Origin of the sequence: Micromonospora sp. WMMD998 (assembly GCF_029581235.1) — a bacterium.
Classification (GTDB): Bacteria; Actinomycetota; Actinomycetes; order Mycobacteriales; family Micromonosporaceae; genus Micromonospora.
Genome location: NZ_CP120740.1, coordinates 3032042 through 3050182, shown reverse-complemented (window position 1 = coordinate 3050182; position 18141 = coordinate 3032042). Strand labels below are relative to the sequence as shown.

The window sequence follows — 18141 nt, the reverse complement described above, 5'->3', positions numbered from 1 at the left end:
GGCAGAATGCTCGACGAACCCACCCGAGAAGGCGGATCAGGATCGTGACTCAGTCTGTGCACCAGCGGATCGCCGAGGAACTCGGCGTCGCCGAGCGCCAGGTGCGGGCGGCCGTCGAGCTGCTCGACGGCGGCGCCACCGTGCCGTTCATCGCCCGCTACCGCAAGGAGGCCACCGGCCTGCTCGACGACGCGCAACTGCGCACGCTCGAGGAGCGGCTGCGCTACCTGCGCGAGCTGGACGAGCGACGCGCCGCGGTGCTGGAGTCGATCCGCGGCCAGGGCAAGCTCGACGAGGCGTTGGAGGCGCAGATCCTCGCCGCGGACTCGAAGTCCCGGCTGGAGGACATCTACCTGCCCTACAAGCCGAAGCGGCGGACCCGGGCGCAGATCGCCCGCGAGGCCGGGCTGGAGCCGCTCGCCGACACGCTGCTCGCCGACCCGGCCCAGGACCCGAAGACGGTCGCCGCCGGCTTCGTCGACGCGGACCGGGGGGTGGCCGACGCGACCGCCGCGCTGGACGGGGCCCGGGCCATCCTGATCGAGCGCTTCGCCGAGGACGCCGACCTGATCGGCACGCTGCGCGAGCAGATGTGGTCGCGGGGCCGCCTGGTCTCCCGGGTACGCGAGGGCCAGGAGTCCGCCGGCGCGAAGTTCGCCGACTACTTCGACTTCGCCGAGCCGTACCCGAAGCTTCCCTCGCACCGGATCCTCGCCATGTTCCGGGGCGAGAAGGAAGGCGTGCTGGAGCTGACCATGGCCCCGGAGGCCGACGACGACGCCGACGCGGCCACCGGGCCCAGCCGGTACGAGGCCGCCGTGGCCGGCCGGTTCGGCATCACCGACCGACAGCGGCCCGCCGACCGGTGGCTGGCCGACACGGTGCGCTGGGCCTGGCGTACCCGGATCCTCATCCACCTCGGCGCGGACCTGCGGATGCGGTTGTGGCAGGCGGCCGAGGAGGAGGCCGTCCGGGTCTTCGCCACCAACCTGCGCGACCTGCTGCTCGCCGCCCCCGCCGGCAGCCGCGCCACCATGGGTCTCGACCCGGGCCTGCGGACCGGGGTGAAGGTGGCGGTGGTGGACGCCACCGGCAAGGTGGTCGCCACCGACACGATCTATCCGCACGAGCCGCGCCGGCAGTGGGACGCCTCGCTGCACACGCTCGCGACGCTGGCCGCGGCGCACGGCGTCGAGCTGGTCGCGATCGGCAACGGCACCGCCAGCCGGGAGACCGACAAGCTCGCCGGTGAACTGATCACGCGGCATCCGCAGCTCGGCCTGACGAAGGTGATGGTCTCCGAGGCCGGCGCGTCGGTCTACTCGGCCTCCGCGTACGCCTCGCAGGAGCTGCCCACGCTTGACGTGTCGCTGCGCGGCGCGGTCTCGATCGCCCGCCGCCTCCAGGATCCGCTCGCCGAGCTGGTGAAGATCGACCCGCGCTCGATCGGCGTCGGGCAGTATCAGCACGACCTGTCCGAGGTGAAGCTGTCCCGCTCCCTCGACGCCGTGGTCGAGGACTGCGTCAACGCCGTCGGCGTCGACGTCAACACCGCCTCCGCTCCCCTGCTGACCCGGGTCTCCGGCATCGGCGCCGGCCTGGCGGAGAACATCGTCCTGCACCGGGACGCCAACGGGCCGTTCCGCACCCGGGGCGAGCTGAAGAAGGTGGCGCGGCTCGGGCCGAAGGCGTTCGAGCAGTGCGCCGGCTTCCTGCGCATCCCCGGCGGCGACGACCCGCTCGACTCCTCCAGCGTGCACCCCGAGGCGTACCCGGTGGTCCGGCGCATCCTCGCCAGCACCGGGCAGGACCTGCGCGCGCTGATCGGGAAATCCGCGATCCTGCGCGGCCTGCGGGCCACCGACTTCGTCGACGGCACGTTCGGCCTGCCCACGGTCACCGACATCCTGGCCGAGTTGGAGAAGCCCGGTCGGGACCCGCGACCGGAGTTCCGCACCGCGACGTTCGTCGAGGGCGTCGAGAAGATCAGCGACCTCACCCCCGGGATGGTGCTGGAGGGCGTGGTCACCAACGTGGCCGCGTTCGGCGCGTTCGTCGACGTCGGGGTGCACCAGGACGGGCTGGTGCACGTCTCGGCGATGTCGTACACGTTCGTCAAGGACCCGCGCGACGTGGTGAAGTCCGGCGACGTGGTGAAGGTGCGGGTGCTCGACGTGGACGTGCCGCGCAAGCGGATCTCGTTGACCCTGCGGTTGGACGACGAGGCGGAGCCCGGAGCCGGGCGGGGCGGCGGCCGGGCCGACGCCGACCGGCAGCACCGCGGCGACCGCGCTCGAACCGGCCAGGGCCGGGGCGGCCAGGGCCAGGACGGTCGACGCGGGCAGGGCCAGCCCGGGCAGGGACGCGGCGGGCAGGGACGCCAGGGGCGCGACGGCGCGAGGCCGCCCGCCGACAGCGCGATGGCCGACGCCCTCCGGCGGGCCGGCCTGCTCTGATCCGGCCGGCGTGGCCCGCAACGGCGGTGGCGGTGGCGGCCGGCGTACGGTCGGGTGATGGTCACGGACGACGGCGCGGACTGGCGTGAGACGCGACGGCACGCGGTGCGGGCGCACGCCGCCGCCGACGAGCGGCGGCGTGCGGCGGAACAGGCGGAGGCGGCGAAGCTGGTCGCCGTGTTCGTCGCCGAGGCACGACAGCGGGGTCTCGCCACCACCCGCCTCGTCGCCGTGTCCCACGACGGGCGGCACCGGTACCGGACCGGGCTGCGCGGTTGGTACGTCGACCGGGCCCGGCACCGGGCGGTCGACGTGGCGGGGCGGTTCCACCTGCTGACCGTGCCGGCCAGCCTGCGCGCGCTGCTGTTCGGCGCCACGCCCGAGCCGTCCCCGCCACCGCTGGTGGTCGGCCGTGGTGGTCGCGACGGCGAGTCGCTACCGCTGGAGGCGCTGTTGCGCCGCCGGCTCAACGCGGGCGACGACTGGCCCTGACCCGACCACCGGCCACCATCTCGTGCAGGGTGCGCTCGACCCGGTCGGCGCCGGCGGCGACGGAGAAGACCCGGTCGTAGTGCGCCCGGCCGGCCCGACCGAGCAGTTCCAGCTTCTCCCGGCCCAGTTCGCAGACCTCCCGCAGGGCGTCCGCGATCGAGTCCGGGTCGCCGGGCCGGGCGGTGATCCCCGCGCCGCTGTCCCGCGCCACGGCGGCGGCGTCCCCCTCCGCGGCGACGAGCAGCGCGCGCCCGGCGGCCAGCGTCGCCTGCACCTTGCTCGGCATCGTGTACGCGGACATGCCGCCCCGGCGCAGGCTGACGTAGTGCACGTCCCCGGTGGCCATCAGCGCGGGCATCCGGTCCCGGGGCACCTGCCCGAGGAAGCGCACGTTCGTCGCTCCCACCGCCCCGGCCCGACGGCGCAGCCGCTCCTCCGTGGTGCCGGAGCCGGCGATCAGACAGACCAACCGGGGATCACCGGTACGGGCGCAGGCGTCGATGAGCGAGTCGAGGCCCTGGGCCTCGCCGAGCGCGCCGGCGTAGACGAGCACCACCTGGTCCGCCCGGAGACCGAACTCGGCACGCAGGTCGCCGGCGCGTCCGTCCAGCCTCTCGTCCGCCCACACCGGGATGTGCACGAGCTTCTCCGCGGGCACCCCCCGGTCGGCGAGGAGGTCCGCGGCGCCGGGTGAGACGTGCGCGACCCGGGCCGCGCTGCGGTACATCGCGCCGCACCAGGCGGCCATCCCCCGCTCGACCGTCCGCGACATCCGCCCCGTGCCGAGGAAGCCGCTCGCCAGCACGCTGTCCGGCCACAGGTCCAGCACGTGCAGCAGCACCGGGACCCGGTGCACGTACCTGGTGAACCACATCGGCAGGGCGACGCTTATCGGTGAGTTGCCGACCCAGAGGGCGTCCAGGCCCCGCAGTGCCGCGGTGCCGGAGACAAGCGCGGAGACGGCGAAGGACCCGTAGTTCGCCACCCGACGCGGCGCGGAACGGTCGTGGCTGGGATAGAGGGCCACCCGGCGGATCCGGACCGACCCGTCGGTCTCGTCGAGGCGGCGGGCCAGCCGGTAGCCGGGCGCCAGCCGGCCGGTCGGGTAGTTCGGGAAGCCGGTGAGCACCTGGACGTCGTGCCCCCGGTCGGCGAGGGCCCGGGCCAGCATCCCGGGCAGGGCCGCCGGGCCCGGTTCCGGGTCGAACCACTGGGTGAGCAGGCCGATCCGCATCGCCCTCACCCCGCCGCCACGCCGGCCACCGGGCGGGCGGGGCGTGCGCCGTCGGCCCGCCACAGAGTGCGCAGCGATTCGCTCAGGTCGTGGGCCGGGGCCCAGCCGAGCACCCGGCGGGCGCGGTCGATGTCGGCGCACATCCAGGGCACCGCGGCCGAGCGGGTGGCGTCGGGCGGGAAGGTGCCGTGCCGGATCGCACCGTGGAAACCGGCCACGTCGGCGAGCAGCCGGACGACGTCCCGGGTCGCCACCGCGCGCCCGCTGCCCACGTTGACCACCCGCTCCGCGCCCGGCGCGCACCGCGTCGCGGCCAGCACCGCCGCCGCCACGTCCCGCACGTCGACGAGATCCCGGTAGGTGTCGTGCAGGCCCAGGGCGATGTCACCCGCCCCGCCGGCGATGGCCGCGCCGACCATCGCGGTCACCCGGGACAGCATGTTGCCCGCCGGCATCCCCGGCCCGACCGGGTTGAAGACCCGCAACACGATCGTGTCGAGGCGGCCGGCGTCGCCCGCCAACTCCGCCAGGCGGGTCGCGGCCAGGTGGCTGAGCCCGTACTCGCTCACGGGCGCGCCCGGGTGGTCCTCGCCGACGGCGAGGCCGTGCGGCACGACGCCGTACTCCGCCGCCGAGCCGATCCGGATCAGCCGTGCCCCGGGTGCGGCGACCGCCATCGCCTCGATCAGTTTCGCGGTCGTGACGACGTGCGCGCGCACGAAGTCGTACCCGGAACCGACGATCCGGCCCGCCGCGCTCACCACCACGTCCGGTCGTTCCCGGGCGATCAGCGCGGTCACCTCGGGCAACTCCGCCCGGACCAGGTCGCACTGCGCGCGGCCGGGTGACCGCAGGGCGGTGTGCCCGGCCAACGCGGCGCCGATGTGGCGGCCCAGGAAGCCGCCGCCGCCCAGCAGCAGCACCCGCTTCATCGGCGGCACGCGGCCCCCTGGCCGCCGGCTGGTGACGGCTCGGGCGGCTCGTCGTTGCCGGTGAACTCGTGCCAGGTGGCCGCGCCGGGGGCGGAGATCCCCTGCCGGCTGAGCACCACCCGGACGGTGTCCAGGAGGATCCTCAGGTCCAGCCGGAAGGACCGCCGGTCGACGTACTCCACGTCGTAGCGGAACTTCGCGTCCCAGCTCAACTCGTTGCGGCCACGCACCTGGGCGAGCCCGGTGATGCCCGGCCGCACCTCGTGCCGGCGGGCCTGCTCGGCGTTGTAGAGGTCGAGGTACCGCACCAGGTGCGGGCGGGGGCCGACCACGCTCATCTCGCCGCGCAGCACGTTCCAGAACTCCGGCAGCTCGTCGAGGCTGCTCGCCCGCAGCCAGCGTCCCGCCCGGGTGAGGCGCTGGGCGTCGGTCACCAGCCCCCGCGCCGGATCGGGGTGGCGCATGGTGCGGAACTTCACCACCTCGAACAACTCGCCGTGCCGGCCGGGCCGGGTGTGGCGGAACAGCACCGGCCGCCCGTGCGTCACCAGCACCACCAGGGCGACGAGGGCCAGCAGGGGCGCGCCGACGGTCAGGACGACAAGCGCGCCGAGCACGTCGAGAACCCGCTTCCAGCGGTCGTACGGTCGCCGGGTCGCCGGGGCGGCTCCCCGTCCGGCCGCCGGGCCGGAGCCGGCGCGCGGCTGCGCCGAATGGACAGCAACTTTGGGCATGAAACAGACCTACCACCTTTGCGGCGGCCGTTTCGCGCTTTCACGTTCGCCGCCGGATCCTGCGGAACACGAACATGAGAGATGAGCGTTCCTCCCTTTTCCGGAAGCGTGCCCGGTCGTGTTATCGCGACAGTATGGTCGCCGTTGACGAGATCGCTATTCCCGAGGATGGTCCGCCGGGAAACAGGCAGGAGGAGATATGCTTTCCTCGCTTTCGGACAGGCGCTTCCTCATCACCGGGGGCACCGGGTCGTTCGGTCAGACAATGGTCTCCCGACTGCTCGACGCCGGTGCCGCCGAGGTGCGTGTCCTCAGTCGTGACGAGTCGAAACAGGACGCGATGCGGCACCGCCTCGGCAATGACCGGGTTCGCTACTACGTCGGCGACGTCCGGGACTACGACAGCGTGCTCAAGGCCGCCCGGGGCATGGAGTTCGTCTTCCACGCCGCGGCCCTCAAACAGGTGCCGTCCTGCGAGTTCTTCCCGCTCGAGGCGGTCCGCACCAATGTGCTCGGCAGCGCGAACGTGGTGGACGTCTGCGAGCGGGTCGGGGTGGAGACGCTGGTCCTGCTGAGCACCGACAAGGCCGTCTATCCGGTCAACGCGATGGGCATGACCAAGGCGCTGATGGAAAAGGTGGCGCAGGCGCACTCCCGCAACAACCCGGCGGCCCGGACCCGGGTCTGCTGTGTGCGCTACGGCAATGTGATGTACTCCCGCGGCTCGGTCATTCCACTGTTCATCGACCAAATTCTCCGCGGCGGTCTGCCGACGGTCACCGATCCGACGATGACCCGTTTCCTGATGTCACTGCCGGAGTCGGTGGAACTGGTGGAACACGCGTTCGCGTTCGGCCAGCCGGGGGACGTCTTCATCCGCAAGGCCGACGCCTGCACCATCGGCGACCTGGCCACGGCGCTGTGCAACCTGTTCGGGGTGCCGGCGAAGTTCAACGTCCTCGGCATCCGGCACGGGGAGAAGCTCTACGAGACCCTGGCCAGCCGGGAGGAACTGGCGTTCGCCGAGGACCTCGGCGAATTCCTCCGGGTGCCGGTGGACAGTCGTGACCTGAACTACTCCCTCTACTTCGAGGAGGGCGACGTCGAACACGGCGGCCTCGCCGACTTCCACTCGCACAACGCCCGCCGGCTGTCCGTACCGGAGATCGAATCGTTGCTGATGACGCTGCCCGAGGTACGCGCGCAGGTCCAGGCCGCCACGGTGGCCGTGGAGACGACATGAGCACGGCCACCGACGTCGACCGGACCGACCGGGTGCCCCGGCGGCGCAGCGACGCGCGGGCCGAACCCCGGGGGGACCGACGCCCGGCACGGCGGGTTCTCGTCGTCGGCGTCACCGGCATGCTCGGCCACGCCGTGCTGCGCGAACTCGGCGGCGATCCCGATCTCGACGTCCACGGGCTGGCCCGCGACCTCGACGGCCGCGCCGGGTTGTTCCCCCCGCACCTGCTCGCCCGCATCGTCCCGGCCGTCGACGTGACCCGGTTCGACCACGTCCGGCAACTCGTGGAAGAGCTGCGGCCGGACGTCGTCGTCAACTGCGTCGGCGTCATCAAGCAGCGGCCGGACGTGCAGGACGCGGTGCTCACCGTCACCCTCAACGCCCTCTTCCCCCACCTGCTGGCCGACGCCTGCGCGCAGGTCGGCAGTCGGCTCGTGCACGTCAGCACCGACTGCGTGTTCTCCGGCCGCCGGGGCGGCTACCTCGAGGACGACCTGCCCGACCCGCCCGACCTCTACGGTCGGTCGAAGCTGCTGGGCGAGGCGACGAAGGGCTCGGCGCTCACCCTGCGTACCTCGATCGTCGGGCACGAGCTGACCACGAACCGTTCCCTGGCGGACTGGTTCCTCTCCCAACGGGGCCGGGTACGCGGCTTCACCAGGGCCGTCTACAGCGGGGTGACGACCGTGGAGTTCGCCCGGCTGTTGCGCACGACGGTGCTGCCCCGGGCCGAGCTGACCGGCCTGTACCACGTCGCCGCCGCGCCGATCTCGAAGTACGAGCTGCTCCGACTGATCGCCGAGGTGTACGGCTGGTCCGGTGAACTGGTGCCGGACGACGAGTTCGCCTGCGACCGGTCGATGCGCGCGGACGCCCTCGCCCAGGTCACCGGCTACCGTCCGCCGAGTTGGCCGGACATGATCGCGGCGATGCACGCCGCCCGGGCCCGCTGGGCGCTCGACCGGGCCCGGCCGGGCCTGGCGGGCGCGCCGCTCTGACGGAACAAACGACCACCGCCGGTACGGCCGGCCTGCCGGAGTCAAAGGACATCACGTGGGGAACCGAGTGGGTCAACTGTGCCTGATCGTCGGGGCGGTTGTTGTCGTCGTGGCCACCACCGTCGCCAGCATCAACGTCCCGCTGGTCGCGGTCGGCGCGGTGGCGTTGCTGCTGCTCGCGCTGTTCGCGCAGCGGATGGAGGGCTGGCGGTGGCTGCTGGCCCTGACCATGGCGCTCCTGGTCGGCGCCTCGTCCAAGCTGCCGGCCCTGACCGAGGCCAGCTTCTATCCCCGGTACGCCGCGGTCGCCGCCCTGATCGTCTGGGCCCTGCACACACCGGAGCGGACGGTGACCCGGATCGACCCGTGGACCCGCCTGCTCCTCGGCGCGCTCTGGGCGATGGGTGGTCTCGCCACGCTGAGCTTCACCTGGTCGGTGGTGCCGTTGGAGACCCTCCAACGCGGTGTCGCGCTGCTCCTGCTGGCCGCGCTGGTGCACGTCCTGATCCGATTCCGGTGGTCGGACCGGGCCACGGTGCTGGCCGACCTGCGCGTGGTCTACCTGGTCCTCAGTGGATCCGCCCTGATCAGCCTCGGCATCGGGCTCGCCGACGGCACGCTCGTCGCCGCGCTGTCGTACGCCCGGTTCGAGGGCCTCTACAACAACCCCAACATGCTCAGCATCGTCTGCGCCCTGACCATCCCGTTGGGCTGGACGTTCTACCGGCGGTCCCGGCGGTGGGTGGAACTGCTCGGCATGGCGCCGGCCGCCGTGTGCCTGCTGCTCTCCCAGTCCCGCACCGGGCTGATCGCCCTGCTCGTCGGCGCCCTCTGGGTCGTGCTGCGTCAGGGGCTGAGCCGGGTGGTCCGGCTCACCGCCGGGCTGGCCGCCGGGCTGCTGGTCGCCTACCTGGTCAACCTGCTGCCGGTCCTCTTCGCGAACCCCTGGATGCGGCAGCTCGAGCTGCGCTTCACCGACCCCACCGGCGGTGACCTGTCCAACGGCCGCACCGAGATGTGGCAGGCGACGATCGACCTGTGGTGGCAGAACCGCCCCGCCCTGGGCTTCGGATACGCGTCCCGGACCCACCTGATCACCCTCGCCAGCATCGACGAGTCCCTGGGGACCGGGGTGAGCGTGGTGCACAACAGCTATCTGCAACTGCTGCTGGAGTTGGGGCTCGCCGCCGTGGCGCCGCTGGCGCTGCTGCTGCTGGCCGTCGGGCGGGTCGCGCTGCGGGCACCGGTGCGCCGCGCCGATTCGGGTCTGGTCTGGCTCGTCGTCACCGGCCTGCTGATCCAGATCACCGAGTCGGCCATCTTCGGCACCGGGCAGACCTACCCGTACGTGTTCTGGCTCGTGACCGCCGGTGTGCTGCGGCACCTGCCCGGCCACCGGGCCGACCCGGACCGGGCCGCGCCGTCCCCCTCGGCCGCACACCCGCCACGGGTGCACGGCCCGGTGGGCGCCGGGCCGCGCCGGCCGGCGCCGGTGCTGCCCTGAGGTCATCCCACGGGTGGGCGTCCCGGTCGGGACGCCCACCGCCTGGTGATCGTGTCCGGCTCAGCGCCGGTCGTCGGCCGCCACGAAGGCGCTGACCCGGTCCCGCCAGGCCCGGTGGTCGAACGACTCCCGTGCCCTCGACCGGGCGGCCCGGCTCATCGCCGCCCACTCCTCGTCGCGCAACCGCAGCGCACGCTCGATCGCCGCCCGCACGTCGTCCGGCCCGTTGCCGTCGAGCACCAGCCCCTCGACGCCGTCGTGCACATGGGCGGCCAGGTCGCTGGTGTGGTTGAGCAGCACCGGGCAGCCGGCGGCGAGACTCTCCGGCACCTTGGACGGGAAGCCGTTCGCGGCGTACCCGCCGGTGGGGCGGACCAGCATCGAGAAGTGCGACTCCGAGAGCAGCGTCAGCACGGTGGCGCGGGGGACCCGACCGAGGAACCGCACGTCGGCGCGGAGCCCGTCGAGCACCGAGACGTCCAGATCCGAGTGGGCGTCGGCGTCCTCCCGGGTGACCCCGGCGATGGTGAGGCTGACCCGTCGCTGCTGGTCCGGGCTGAGCCGGCTGATCCCGCGCACGATCACGTCCAGCATGTCCTTGCGACCGGGGGTGCCGGCGTACAGCAGGCGCAGCCCGGTGGAGAGCGCGGGCGGCTGCGCGGCCCGGAAGTCGTCGCAGTCCACCTGCGGCGGCACCACGAGCACGTCCAACCCGTGCGCCGCGAGATAACCGGCAAGCGTGGTGGAGACCGCCGTGGCGCGACCGACGAGCCGGGTGGCCAGAAAGGTCGACCATCGGTGCCGGACGAAGTACGGGGTGAGCCAGCCGCGCCGGAACTGCCGCCGGTCGTGGCGCTCGCTGGCGTCCACCACCACCGGGCAGCGCAGCGCGAGGCGCAGCACCGTCCAGTTGCCGAGGGTCATCAACGCCATCGGCAGCAGCACCACGCTCACGTCGCCACGGCGTATCCCCCGCCGGCGGACGGCCCGCAGCACCCGGACCGGGCGGGCCAGCCGGGCCGACATCCGGGCGAGCCGGTGCCGACCGCGGATCCGCAAGGTGACCAGGTCGATGCCGGCCGCGCCGGGTGTCCGGGCCGGGAAGGCGACCTCGCAGGGCCAGTCGTTGACGACAAGCGTGCGGCTGCCCTCGGCGGCGGCGGACCGGGCGAGTTGCAGCAGGCGGTTGGAGGTGGCGTCCCCGTGCGGGAAGGCGTACGCGCCGACGAGCAGCGGACGGGGTCGATCGGGCCGCCCGGTCGATCCGCCGTCCGGCCGCGGCTTCCGGCCCGGCTCCCGGCCGACGACAATGGTCTGATCGGTCATCTCACTCACCGTCCCGAGCCGACCGGTGGCCGGCTGCTCTCTCGTGACACCGGGCCCCACCCCGGACGGGCCGACGCCGACCGTCGGTAGATCTCCAGGTGGATGGCGGCGGCCCGGTCGATGGCGAAGACGCTGTCCGCGAAACGCGCCGCGGCCACCCCGGCGGTGGTCGACGCGGTGTGCGCCGCCGCCTCGTCCACCGCCCGCGCCCACACCTGCGGCGCGGCGTCAACGTCGACGATGGTCACCCCGGGGAGCCGCTCACCGATGAAGCGCACGCCCGGCAGGTCAGCGGCCACGGTGCCGACGCCCAACGCGACGGGTTCCAGCACTCCCCCGGGCAGCCCCTCCAGGCAGGACGGGTGGACGACGACGTCGGCCTGCCGCAGCAGCCCGCCCACGTCCTCGCGCGGGCCCAGCAGGTGCACCCGGTCGCCGACACCGGCGGCAGCCGCCGCCGCCCGGACGCGCTCGTCGTCCGCCCGGTCGCCCGGGCCGACGAGCACGGCGTGCGCCGACACGCCCCGGTCCCGGAGCGCGGCCAGGATCGGTGGCAGGAGCCAGCGGCGCTTCTCCGGCGAGGCCCGCCCGACGGTGACGCAGACCAGGTCCGCCGCCGACGCGCCGATCAGCGCCCGCAGGTCGTCAGGGCTGGGCCGGTGGAGCCGGTCGAGGTCGAGTCCGTTGAGCACCACCTGGCAGCGGGGGTCGTCGCGCCAGCCCGGGTGGAAGCCGAACGTCAACGAGCTGGGCGAGACGCCGAGGATGTCGGTGGCGACGATCCGCAGCAGCCGTTCGCCGATCGACCGGTAGACCCGTCGGCGGAGGTTGCGGTGGCTGTTGTCGTCCCCCCGGAAGTGCGCGACCCGTCCGGGCACGCCGCGCAGCGCGCCGAGCGCGAGCGGCACGCCGGAGAAATTGGCGCAGTCGGCGTGCACCACGTCCGGGCGCAGGCGCCCGAGCAGGCGCAGGAGGCGGGCGGGGAAGCGCACGTCGAGGGGCATCGCGGTGACGGTGCCGCCGTGCCCGGCGACCAGGTCGGCCAGGGGACCGGGCCCGACCGTGTCGCTGAGGGTCACCAGATGCAGTTCGACGCCGGCGGCGGCGAGCCGGGGCAGGAGTTCGGCGGTGCGCATCTCGGTGCCGCCGAAGTTCAGCTCGCCGACGACCCGCAGCACCCGGATCCGGCCGGTCACGACGGCCCGCACCGGGCGAGGGCACGCCGGTAGCCGACGAGCGCCGCCGGCACCATGGTGAGCAGGTACGCGACGCAGGCCGCCCCGGTGAGGCCGGGCAGACCGAACTGGCGCAGCCACCAGACCTTGAGCCCGGTCGCCAGCACCAGGAACGACGCCCAGCCGACGAACTGCGGCCGGAGCAGGCCGATGCTGTTCTGCACCATGATCAGCGGGGAGGTGACCGCGACCAGCAGGGACCAGCCCGCCAACCCGGCGAGGACCGGGAGCCGGATCGTCGACCGGTCGGCGGCGCCGACCCAGAGTTCGATCAGCCGGTGGCCGTAGCCGACCAGCAGCAGCCCGGCCGCCCCCACGAGCACGCCGTAGAGCGCCACCATGCGCCGGGTGTTGCGGCGGACCCAGGCCACCTCGCCCCGGGCCAGGGCGGCGCCGTTGACCGGCCACACCGTCATGCCCACCAGACCGACGAAGATCCAGAGGACCCCGAACAGCTTCCCCACGACCGCGTAGTGCGCCGCCACCGACAGCCCCAGGACGTGCGCGACGAGCGGGTTGTCCACGTTCACCGCGATCGACGACATCGTGGTGAGCGCGAAGAACTGCAAGCCCAGCCGGAGCAGCCCGACGACGGTGTCCCGGTGCACGAGTCGCGGCGCGGGCCGGCCGGCGGGCTCGGCGGACCAGAAGTAGGTGAGCGTGTTGAGCAGGTTGGTCGCCGGCACCGCCAGCACCGCGCCGGCGACGACCACGAGCGGCCCCCAGTCGGCGGCGATGGCGACGAGCACGACGGCCATGGCGGCCAGGGCGCCGGCCGACTGCCAGATGTTGCTCTGCACCATCTGTCCGCGGGCGTACTGGATCCGCTGGATCAGCGAGAGGGGAATGTTGACCGCGAAGGCCCCGAAGCAGATCAGGACCAGGGTGGGGGTCTGCCCGGCGACGGCCGGATCGTGGACGGCGAACAGGTCCACCCACGGCACCACCGGGGTGACCACCACGAGCGCCGCCAGCAACAGCGCCCCGACCACGCCGAGCGTGGCGAAGGCGCCGGAGATCTCCCGGGCCTGTTGCCGGGGGTCGTCGGCCAACTGACCGAGCCGGGTGAGCAACCCGTTGCCCAGCCCCAGATCGGCGAACCAGGCCATCCCGGTGAGCGCGGTGATCGCCATCCACAGGCCGTACCGCTGGTCGCCGAGATACCGGAAACAGGCAGGCGTGATGACGAGCGGCGCGGCCAGGCCGATCCCCTTCGCCACCATGGCGGTGGCGATGCCCACCGTGACGGTACGGTCCCGGTTCGCCCCCGACAGCGGGGCCGACGCGGGGACCGGGGACGCGACCGTGGCGCCGGTGGGCGGCGCGGTGACGACCGCCGTCCCCGTGGCCACCGCCGCCGGCCCGGCCGGGCCCGCGGCCCGGGTCACCGGACTGTGGCGGGGGCGACGCCCAGCCGCTCGGCCATCCACTCGCCGGTCGCCCGCAGCCCCTGGGCCCGGGCGACCGGCGTGACGTCCGGGAACAGGTGCCGCAGGGTGGTGTTGTCCGCGAGCGAGTGCGGGACGTCACCGGCGCGCGGCGGCGCGTGCTCCCGGGCGATCGGCCGCCCGAACAGGTCCTCCAACTCGTCGAGCACCCGGAGCAGACTGGCCCGCGCCCCGAAGGCGAGGTTGACCGGGTGCGGGTGGTGCACCCGGCGGCGGAGCGCGTCGAGGATGACCTCGCACACCGTGCCGACGTAGGTGAAGTCGCGGGACTGGGTGCCGTCGCCGTGCACCACGACCGGCTCTGCGCGCAGGGCGGCGTAGGTGAACCGGGGGATGACGGCCGCGTAGGCGTGGTCGTGCCGCTGCCCGGGACCGTAGACGTTGAAGAACCGGAAGGCCAGTGTGGGCAGCCCGAACGACGCCTGGTGCGCCAGGGCGTACGCCTCGGTGGCGAGCTTGCTGGCCGCGTAGGGGCTCATCGGGCGGGTCCAGGTCAGTTCCGCCTTGGGCAGCGCCGGGTTCATGCCGTACACCGACGAGGAGGAGGCGACGACCACGTGTGCGACGTCGTGCCGGCGGGCCGCCTCCAGCACCATCAGCGTGCCAGTGGCGTTCGCGTGATGGGAGGCCAGCGGGTCGCGCAGCGACCGGGGCACGCTCGGCAGCGCGGCCAGATGGACCACCGCCTCCCGGCCCGCCATCGCGGCGTCCAGGGCGGCCCGGTCCAGGATCGACCCCTCGACGAGGTCGACGTCCAACCCGTCGAGGTTGCTCCGCAGCCCCACCGAGAGGTCGTCGAGGACGCTCACCTCCTTGACGGCCGGCTCGACCAAGGCGGCACGGGCCAGGTTGGCGCCGATGAAGCCGGCCCCACCAGTGATCAGAATGCGCATGAAACCCCCCGATTACGCACGTCACCCGTACATCGAGCTAGTACGCGGCGCGTTACGGCGGCGGTGGGAATTTCACCTGTTCAGGAGACAGCCGGCGGTTTGCCGGCGGGGACGGCCGGCAGACGTCCACCGAACGGCCGAGGATACTGTCCGAGAACCGACCGAAAACCACCGTGAGCTGCGGAAACGCGCACAGTGACAGCATCTTCGTGCGTTCGCGGTGGAGGTGTGAAATGCCCGAGCTGATCGTCTATCGGTCCAACGCTCTGATGTCCGTGAGGTCACGCTTCGACGCCACCCGGGACGTGGTCATGCCCGTCAACCTGGCCTACGCGGAGAGCATGGTCGGCATGTGGCACTCCGGCCTCCCCCAGGTGAGTCTCGTGCCCTCGACCGCCACCGACGCCCAGGTGTGGCCGGTCCTGTCCGCCGTCGGCACCAAAATCCACGACACCTCGGACGACAACTGCCCGATCAACACCGGTTGGTCGTACGTCGGCGGCAACCACGGCTACAACGTCGGCACCCAGATCACCGTGGCCAACCACCGCAAGACGACCGCCGACGTGGGTTCACAGTGGAGCGACGGCACCCGGATCTTCACCCTGCTCGCCATCACCAACGCCAACAGCCTGCTGTTCGGCAACCCGTACACGATCGTCGACGGCATCGCCCAGGGCGCCCGGGTCCGGCCGGCCGCGCCACTCACCCACGTCTCCGGGGCGACCAACCGCACCACCGTGCCGATCACCACCGTCACCCCGGACGTGCAGATCCGCCCGGCCACCCACTCCCACACGGTGTCCGTCGAACTCGACGGCCGGCCGGTGCCCGCCGGCCGGTCGACCGGCCTGGAACTGGTGATCCACGAGTCCTATGTCATCCCCACCTACCGGGGGATGATCGACACCGCCCGGGCGAACATCGGCACCCCGATCGCCACGATCATGCCGAGGATCCCGTCCCTGTGCCGGATCTCGAACGTCTACCGCTGGTCGCCCGGCGGCAGTCTGATCGTCACGCAGACGGTCGCCGCCCTGTCACGGTTCGCCCTGAACGCGGGCGTCACCCAGTGCGCGCCGCTGACGCCGGTGGCGGGCGGCAGCCGCCGGCAGTTCATGCCGAACGTGGGCGTGGCCGGCGGGCTGCACTGGTCCACCTGGGCGAAAATCGACAACCTGACCGCCCTCACCGACTTCACCCCGGCGACCCTCGTCAACAAGTCGTGGCCGGCGACCAGCATGACCCAGTGGGTGGTCAGCGGCGGACTCATCCAACAGTGGGGGATCGCCGTCGGGCTGCTGCCCGTCGCGGACGGCGCGCCCGCGATCCGGAGCCGCTACACCACGACCAAGGGCTGGTTCATCAGCTCCAGCCTGAAGAAGAACTATCCGCAGTTGGTGTGGGGTCGCGTCATGGCCGCCGGGGAGTCGGTGACCGGCACCGCCTACCGCCGCTATCTGGCGCCGCCCTCGACCGCCACCCAGATCGTCGTCTCCGACGACGGTCGCGACTTCGTGATGATCGAACGGGTCGACCCGATCGCCCGGGCCACGATGGCGGCGCCGCAACTGGTCGGCCGGCTGCTGGTGCGGGTCGGGCCGACGAACCTCACCGTGCCGGCCCGGGTCCCCCTCGAGGGCATCCCGTACAGCGTGCCGGTCTCCCCCGGGTACGGGATGTGGCGCGCGGACAGGCCCTGACGGAACCGTCGCCGGGGGCGTCCCTCAACCGGTGGGCACGCCGTAGATCCGCTTCATCGCCTCGTGCTTGGCCGGGACGGGCAGGTGCCCGATGCCGAGCGACTTGGCCTTCAGCCGTTCGAGATATTCGTCGGTGGTGCGCACCGGCCGCGCCGGGATCCCGGCCGCCACGGTGTTGTCCGGGATGTCCCGGGTGACGATCGCGCCCGCCCCGATGACGCACCGGTTGCCGATGGTGACGCCCGCCAGGATCATCGCGCGCATGCCGATGTAGACGTCGTCGCCGATCGTGATCGGCGCGGTCCAGTCGAGCTCGGGATGGTCCTTCCGCAGGATCAGCGTGCCACCGTCGTGCGTGACGAACTGCACCCCGGAGGTGACGTAGACGTTGTCGCCGATGGTGATCAGCCACGGTTCCGAGCCGAACATCGCCCGGTTGACCCCGTAGAACCTGACCCGACCGGTCAGGTTGACCCCCAGGGACCGGACGAACGCCTCGGGATCGCGCGACGCGGCCAGATAATCCCGTACGCGGCGGGTCATCGTACGAACACGACTGGGCACTGACTGTCCTCGATCACGGGGTCGACGGTGGACGACCGGGCCGGTGCGGGTGGGTCCGGTCACTGGGGAAACGAGTCGGCTCCGGCCCCGGTGACGGTGTCGCCACCGGGGGCGGGGATCAGCGGCAGAAGCGGCGGGCATGCTCCAGCACGTTGGGTTCCCGGTGGCCCTGCCGCCAGCGCCGGTACCGCCGACCGGCGGTCTCCTTCGCCTCGGCCCGCTCCTCGGGCGTCCGGTCGGCCAGCAGGTCGAGCACCCGGCTGAGACCGGCCGCGGTCGCCGGCCGGACCACCGTCCCGCCGGTGTCGAGGATCAGTTCACTGAACGGCGTCCTGTCCGAACAGACGACCGGGCAGCCGGACGCCAGGCTCTCCAGGATCACGTGGCCGAAGTTCTCGCCGAGGGTGGGAAACAGGAAGGCGTCGTACCGGCTGAATGTCGGAATGACCTCCGCCGCCGCGAGTTCGCCCAGGTACCGGACCCGGACGTGGCCCGGCATGGCCGCGATGATCCGCTGGCAGCGCGACCAGTAGCGCGCGTCCTCCGGTGGGCCGAAGATGTCGAACTCCACCGGCCGGGTGGTGCCGGCCACCGCCTCCAGGGCCGTGGACAGGTTCTTCATCGGCGAGATCCGACCGACGAAGACCAACCGCAACGGCCCGTCGTGCGCCACGACAGGCGGGGCCGGCTGCGCCGGGATCGGGCTCTCGTTGCCGTTCACCATCACCTGCGCCCACGGCACGTTGGCCCGGATCTGTTGCTCCTCCAGCCGGCTGCACGCCTGCCAGCGCACCCCGAGCCGGCGCAGCACCGGCGCCCACAGCGCGAGGAAGAGTCGCTTCTTGGCGGTCCTGATGGCGAGGGCGCCGGGCGACAGCTCACCACGCGGGGCGACCAGGACGGCCCCGACGCGCACCAGGCGCAGCGCCACCGCCAGGATGGACAGCACCGAGAACAGCGACCAGACGCTGTTGACGTAGAGCAGGTCGACCGGACGGGCGCGGACGTGCCGGATCAGTCGGGCCCAGTGCCGCGGCGCGGCCGGATTCAGGTAGAAAACGGCGGAACGCCCGTCGCGCCGCAGCAGCCGCCCGGACAGACCGGGGTACGGTGCAGGAGAGCCGAGGTCCCGGTCCCGGGTGATCAGGGTGACGTCGAGATCCCCCGGGAGGGTGTCCAGGATGAACCGCAGGGAGCGGATCGGGCCACCGCCCCGGAAGCCCGGCTCGAACACCCCCGCGGTGGCGATCACCCGGTAGGTGCGCACGGCCGGTCGCGGCACCGCGGCGTCGTCCAGGGAGGACGTCCTTGTCAGCTTGCGCACTACCGGCCCACCTCCGCCGTGCCGTTCGGAGACCGGCACCCCACAGGAATGTCTG

15 protein-coding genes are annotated in these 18141 nt (G+C 72.8%); 6 read left to right on the top strand and 9 right to left on the bottom strand.

Annotated elements, in window-relative coordinates; translation table 11 throughout:
• Nucleotides 1–44 precede the first annotated feature (44 nt).
• Both O7619_RS14180 and O7619_RS14175 read left to right on the top strand, forming a co-directional pair.
• On the top strand, nucleotides 45–2456 hold the full coding sequence (locus tag O7619_RS14180; protein WP_282288262.1) for a Tex family protein: 2412 nt from the start codon (nucleotides 45–47) through the stop codon (nucleotides 2454–2456).
• A gap of 57 nt (nucleotides 2457–2513) precedes the next feature.
• Nucleotides 2514–2948: a hypothetical protein gene (locus O7619_RS14175; RefSeq protein ID WP_282288260.1), complete on the top strand. Its 435-nt coding sequence runs from the start codon at nucleotides 2514–2516 to the stop codon at nucleotides 2946–2948.
• Here O7619_RS14175 and O7619_RS14170 read toward each other — a convergent pair.
• From O7619_RS14170 to O7619_RS14160, 3 genes are read right to left on the bottom strand one after another with little or no spacing between them, the layout of a single operon-like run.
• Complete coding sequence (locus O7619_RS14170; RefSeq protein ID WP_282288258.1) at nucleotides 2923–4182, bottom strand: glycosyltransferase family 4 protein; 1260 nt, start codon at nucleotides 4180–4182, stop codon at nucleotides 2923–2925. The two genes, O7619_RS14175 and O7619_RS14170, sit on opposite strands and share 26 nt — an antisense overlap.
• A 5-nt stretch (nucleotides 4183–4187) precedes the next feature.
• Complete coding sequence (locus O7619_RS14165; RefSeq protein ID WP_282288829.1) at nucleotides 4188–5114, bottom strand: NAD-dependent epimerase/dehydratase family protein; 927 nt, start codon at nucleotides 5112–5114, stop codon at nucleotides 4188–4190.
• Nucleotides 5111–5848, bottom strand: a complete 738-nt coding sequence (locus O7619_RS14160; protein WP_282288257.1) for a sugar transferase — start codon at nucleotides 5846–5848, stop codon at nucleotides 5111–5113. Before O7619_RS14160 ends, O7619_RS14165 begins: the two co-directional genes overlap by 4 nt.
• Nucleotides 5849–6047: 199 nt before the next feature.
• Between O7619_RS14160 and O7619_RS14155 the strand changes: the two genes are divergently transcribed.
• Genes O7619_RS14155 through O7619_RS14145 form a run of 3 tightly spaced genes read left to right on the top strand, consistent with a single transcriptional unit; the run spans nucleotide 6048 to nucleotide 9593 of the window.
• Nucleotides 6048–7091 carry a polysaccharide biosynthesis protein gene (locus O7619_RS14155; RefSeq protein ID WP_282288256.1) on the top strand — a complete coding sequence of 348 codons (1044 nt, stop codon included), beginning with the start codon at nucleotides 6048–6050 and terminating at the stop codon, nucleotides 7089–7091.
• Nucleotides 7088–8089, top strand: coding sequence for an SDR family oxidoreductase (locus O7619_RS14150; RefSeq protein ID WP_282288255.1), 1002 nt, complete (start codon nucleotides 7088–7090; stop codon nucleotides 8087–8089). The genes O7619_RS14155 and O7619_RS14150 overlap by 4 nt, the downstream gene beginning before the upstream one ends.
• Nucleotides 8090–8144: 55 nt before the next feature.
• Nucleotides 8145–9593 carry an O-antigen ligase family protein gene (locus tag O7619_RS14145; protein ID WP_282288253.1) on the top strand — a complete coding sequence of 483 codons (1449 nt, stop codon included), beginning with the start codon at nucleotides 8145–8147 and terminating at the stop codon, nucleotides 9591–9593.
• A gap of 60 nt (nucleotides 9594–9653) precedes the next feature.
• Here the strand turns inward: O7619_RS14145 and O7619_RS14140 are convergent, their stop codons facing one another.
• From O7619_RS14140 to O7619_RS14125, 4 genes are read right to left on the bottom strand one after another with little or no spacing between them, the layout of a single operon-like run.
• Entirely contained in the window at nucleotides 9654–10919 is a 1266-nt protein-coding gene (locus O7619_RS14140) for a glycosyltransferase (RefSeq protein WP_282288251.1), read from the bottom strand.
• Between the two features lie 5 nt (nucleotides 10920–10924).
• The gene (locus O7619_RS14135; RefSeq protein WP_282288250.1) at nucleotides 10925–12127 is read right to left on the bottom strand and encodes a glycosyltransferase family 4 protein; all 1203 of its coding nucleotides are present in this window, start codon (nucleotides 12125–12127) and stop codon (nucleotides 10925–10927) included.
• Nucleotides 12112–13542 (bottom strand): oligosaccharide flippase family protein, encoded by a 1431-nt coding sequence (locus O7619_RS14130; RefSeq protein ID WP_282288249.1) that lies wholly within the window; start codon nucleotides 13540–13542, stop codon nucleotides 12112–12114. The genes O7619_RS14135 and O7619_RS14130 overlap by 16 nt, the downstream gene beginning before the upstream one ends.
• Nucleotides 13539–14495, bottom strand: coding sequence for an NAD-dependent epimerase/dehydratase family protein (locus O7619_RS14125; protein ID WP_282288248.1), 957 nt, complete (start codon nucleotides 14493–14495; stop codon nucleotides 13539–13541). Before O7619_RS14125 ends, O7619_RS14130 begins: the two co-directional genes overlap by 4 nt.
• 233 nt (nucleotides 14496–14728) lie before the next feature.
• Here O7619_RS14125 and O7619_RS14120 point away from each other — a divergent pair, with 233 nt between their 5' ends.
• Nucleotides 14729–16198: a hypothetical protein gene (locus O7619_RS14120; protein ID WP_282288247.1), complete on the top strand. Its 1470-nt coding sequence runs from the start codon at nucleotides 14729–14731 to the stop codon at nucleotides 16196–16198.
• 24 nt (nucleotides 16199–16222) lie between these two features.
• Here the strand turns inward: O7619_RS14120 and O7619_RS14115 are convergent, their stop codons facing one another.
• Nucleotides 16223–16741 (bottom strand): acyltransferase, encoded by a 519-nt coding sequence (locus O7619_RS14115; protein WP_282288246.1) that lies wholly within the window; start codon nucleotides 16739–16741, stop codon nucleotides 16223–16225.
• Nucleotides 16742–16880: 139 nt separating this feature from the next.
• Nucleotides 16881–18086, bottom strand: a complete 1206-nt coding sequence (locus tag O7619_RS14110; RefSeq protein ID WP_282288245.1) for a glycosyltransferase family 4 protein — start codon at nucleotides 18084–18086, stop codon at nucleotides 16881–16883.
• Nucleotides 18087–18141 lie beyond the last annotated feature (55 nt).